This is a genomic window from Streptomyces sp. NPDC004561, from assembly GCF_053602155.1.
In genome coordinates, this window is record NZ_JBSGDB010000674.1 from 1 (window position 1) to 3,768 (window position 3,768).

At 74.2% G+C, this 3,768-nt stretch carries 3 protein-coding genes and 2 pseudogenes; 3 read left to right on the forward strand and 2 right to left on the reverse strand.

Annotation, left to right across the window (positions count from 1 at the left end):
• Positions 1–679 (reverse strand): DUF2510 domain-containing protein (locus tag ACWEN3_RS43335; RefSeq protein WP_452983309.1); only part of this gene is annotated, 679 nt, incomplete at its 3' end.
• 243 nt (positions 680–922) lie between these two features.
• Between ACWEN3_RS43335 and ACWEN3_RS43340 the strand changes: the two genes are divergently transcribed.
• The gene (locus tag ACWEN3_RS43340; protein WP_452983311.1) at positions 923–1,336 is read left to right on the forward strand and encodes an SsgA family sporulation/cell division regulator; all 414 of its coding nucleotides are present in this window, start codon (positions 923–925) and stop codon (positions 1,334–1,336) included.
• 17 nt (positions 1,337–1,353) lie between these two features.
• Here the strand turns inward: ACWEN3_RS43340 and ACWEN3_RS43345 are convergent, their stop codons facing one another.
• Positions 1,354–2,769, reverse strand: a complete 1,416-nt coding sequence (locus ACWEN3_RS43345; RefSeq protein WP_452983314.1) for an FAD-binding oxidoreductase — start codon at positions 2,767–2,769, stop codon at positions 1,354–1,356.
• A 128-nt stretch (positions 2,770–2,897) separates the two neighbouring features.
• Here ACWEN3_RS43345 and ACWEN3_RS43350 point away from each other — a divergent pair.
• Both ACWEN3_RS43350 and ACWEN3_RS43355 read left to right on the forward strand, forming a co-directional pair.
• Positions 2,898–3,431, forward strand: a pseudogene (locus ACWEN3_RS43350) (tetratricopeptide repeat protein); the annotation flags it as partial.
• A gap of 73 nt (positions 3,432–3,504) precedes the next feature.
• Positions 3,505–3,768, forward strand: a pseudogene (locus tag ACWEN3_RS43355) (S1C family serine protease); the annotation flags it as partial.

The window sequence follows — 3,768 nt, forward strand, 5'->3', positions numbered from 1 at the left end:
GGTGGCTCTGGGGCGCCTGCGCGCCCGCGGCCCGGGCGGCGGCGGCCTTCCCGGCGCCGAACCCGGGACCGCCGGAGGCGACGGCTCCGGGACCTGCCGAAGCGGGACCGCCGCCCGCGCCGGCGCCCTGGCCGGGCGCCTGGCGGGACGGCGTCGCGCCGTCGTCCGGGTGGGCGGCCGCCGGACCGGGAATCGGGCGGCGGAAGATGAAGGTGCCGGGGTCGGGGGCGTCGCCCTCCGCCGGGGGGATCGTCGTCGTGCCGTCGGCGCGGGTCGCCCGGCCGTCGGGCTGCGCCGGCGCGTCCGGTGCCACGCGCGGATCGGCGCTCCACCCGCCGCCACGGCCGGCGCCGTCACCGGCACCGCCCGGCCCGGCCGCCGCCGCAGGCCACTGGGCGGCGTGGCCGGAAACGCCCGGGTGCGGGGAGTTCCCGTGGCCCGAGGCCGGCGGCTCGGGGTCCTCGTCGAAGAAGTGGGGACCCGTCTCCTCCACGGACGGGGCGGCCGGGCGGACGCCGGGCGGCGGGCTGAGCGGTTCGCCGTCCCTGGGCGCCGGGCGGCTGGTGCCGGGCACCCAGGAGGCGCCGTTCCAGTACCGGACGTAACCGGGGATGGACGGGTCCGGGTAGTAGCCCTCGCGGGGCCGGTCGTCACCTGGGGCCGGGGTTGGGGCGCTCATGTCCGTCGTCCCGTATCTGCTCGTGGGTGGGATGGGAGCCTCCACATCTATCAGACGCGGGCTCCCCCCATCGCCAGTCCCGCCGTACCCACTCCTTTCCGGGCAACGACGTACCCGAGTGCGACACGCGAGCGAAAAAAATCTTCCGTAACCCGCGTAATGCGGCCGCCGCTCCCCCCTCTCCCTGGTACGGGCCGTCCGAAGCGGTCCCGAGCAGATCCGGCCAGAAAGGAAACGCAGGTCATGCAGCACACCGTGGTGGAGCGGGAGCTGGAGCTCAAGCTCGTCCTGTCGCCCGAGCGGAGCATCCCGGTCCCGGCCCGGCTCAGCTACCGCTCCGACGACCCCTACGCCGTCCACATCACCTTCCACATCAACTCCGAGCACCCGGTCGGCTGGACGTTCGCCCGCGAGCTGCTGGTGGAGGGGGTGTTCCGCCCGTGCGGGCACGGGGACGTGCGGGCATGGCCGACCAAGGCGGACGGGCACGACGTCGTACTGGTGGCCCTGAGTTCGCCGGACGGGGACGCCCTGCTGGAGGCGCCGGTCCCGCAGGTGTCGGCCTGGCTGGAGCGGACGCTGCGGGTGGTGCCCCCGGGGACCGAGGGCCGCCGGCTCGGCATCGACGACGGGCTCGACCGGCTGCTCGCCCGGTGAGCGGCCTCCCGGAGAGGTCAGAGCACCTTGCCGGGGTTGAGGATGCCGAGGGGGTCGAAGGCCTGCTTCACCGCCCGCTGCATCTCCACGCCGACCGGGCCGATCTCCCGGGCCAGCCACTCCTTCTTCAGTACGCCGACGCCGTGTTCGCCGGTGATGGTGCCGCCCAGCTCCAGGCCGAGGGCCATGATCTCGTCGAAGGACTCGCGGGCCCGGCGGGACTCGTCGGGGTCGCCGGCCTCGAAGCAGACGGTGGGGTGCGTGTTGCCGTCGCCGGCGTGCGCGCAGACGCCGATGGTCAGCCCGTACTTCTCGGCGATCCGCTCCACACCGTCGAGCATCTCGCCCAGCTTCGACCGGGGCACGCACACGTCGTCGATCATCGTCGTGCCCTTCACCGCCTCCAGCGCGGTCAGCGAGAGCCGCCGGGCCTTGAGCAGCAGCTCGGACTCGGCCGCGTCGTCGGCGGGGACGACCGCGGTCGCGCCGGCGGCCTCGCACAGGGCGCCGACGGCGGCGAGGTCGGTGGCCGGGTCCGGGGTGTCGAAGGCGGCCAGCAGCAGCGCCTCGGTGGTCTCCGGCAGGCCCATGTGCGCGAGGTCGTTGACGGCCTTGACGGTCGTACGGTCCATCAGTTCGAGGAGGGACGGCAGATGACCGCCCGCCATGATCCGGCAGACGGCGTCGCAGGCGGCGGTCGCGGAGGGGAACTCGGCGGCCAGCACCAGCTGCGGGGCCGGCTTGGGCCTCAGGCCCAGAACCGCGCGGACCACGATGCCGAGGGAGCCCTCGGAGCCGACGAACAGGCGGGTGAGGTCGTAGCCCGCGACGCCCTTCGCCGTGCGGCGGCCGGTGGTCATCAGGCGGCCGTCGGCGAGGACGACGTCCAGGCCGAGGACGTACTCGGCGGTCACGCCGTACTTCACACAGCACAGGCCGCCGGAGCCCGTGCCGATGTTGCCGCCGATGGTGCACATCTCCCAGCTGGAGGGGTCCGGCGGGTAGTACAGGCCGTGCTCCTCGACCGCGCGGGAGAGGTTCGCGTTGATCACGCCCGGCTCGACCACGGCGATCCGGTCGACGGGGCTGATCTCCAGGATGCGGTCCATCTTGGTGAGGGACAGCACGATGCAGCCGTCCGTGGCGTTCGCGGCGCCGGACAGCCCGCTGCGGGCGCCCTGCGGGACGACCGGGACGCGCAGTTCGGTGGCGGTTCGCATGACGTGCTGCACCTGTTCCACGGTGCGCGGCAGCACCACGACGGCCGGGGCGCCGGCCGCGCAGAAGCTCGCCATGTCGTGGGAGTAGGAGGCCGTCACGTCGGGGTCGGTCAGGACGGCCTCGGGGGGCAGACCGGCCAGGAGCCGGTCGGCGAGGGTGCTGGTTGCCGCGGTGCCTGCGTCGCGGGGCGCTTCGATACGGCTCACGATCACAGGTTCGCACCCACGGCCATCGGTGTGAACCCCATCCGCCCTCCGCTTGGGCCGCCCGGATCAGCTCGTCGTATTGACGCACAGTGAGCGCCATGGACAACCGACTGTGCGAGCCCGGTACGTCCCTGATGGCCGAGCCGCCGGCGCCGCGCCGCCCCCGGCGGCTGCTGCGGCGGGTGCTGGTCACCGCGCTGGCCGGCGGCCTCGTCGCGGGTGCGGTGCTGACGCTGTGGCCCCAGCGGCTGCACGAGGCCGTCAGTCCGCCCGCCGCGGGCCCGCGGGCACAGGCGCCGGCTCAGGCGCTGACGACGGTGACCGCCGGGGTGCCGGCCGCGCTGCCGCAGCTGACGGCGCTGATCGGGCGGCAGGAGCAGCGGGTGCGGGCCGCTCCGCGGGACGCCCGGGCCTGGACGGTGCTGGGGACGGCCTACGTCGAGCGGGGGCGCCGGACCGCCGACGCGACGAACTATCCGAAGGCCCAGCAGGCGCTCGAGACCTCGCTCCAGCTGCGCGGCGGACAGGACCCCGAGGCGCTGGACGGCCTGGCCGCGCTGTCGCTCGCACGCCGGGACTTCCCGGAGGCGAAACGGTACGGCGAGCAGGCGCTGAAGCTGGCGCCGAAGCAGTGGACGGCGTATGCGCCGCTGATCGACGCCTACACCGGGCTCGGCGACTACGAGAAGGCGCGCTCCACCCTGGACAAGCTGCTGGGGCTGCGCACCGGCGCGGATGAGCGGCCCGCCCTTCGGCCTGTCGAACACGGTCACCACCGGCATCATCAGCGCCAAGAACCGCCCGGTCGCGTCCGGCGACGGCTCCGGCGGCAAGAACTCCTACATGAGCGCGCTGCAGACCGACGCCTCGATCAACCCGGGCAACTCCGGCGGCCCGCTGCTCGACGCGAGCGGCGCGGTCATCGGCATCAACTCAGCTATCCAGTCGGCCGGGAGCGGTATGGGGCAGACGCAGGCCGGTTCGATCGGCCTCGGTTTCGCGATC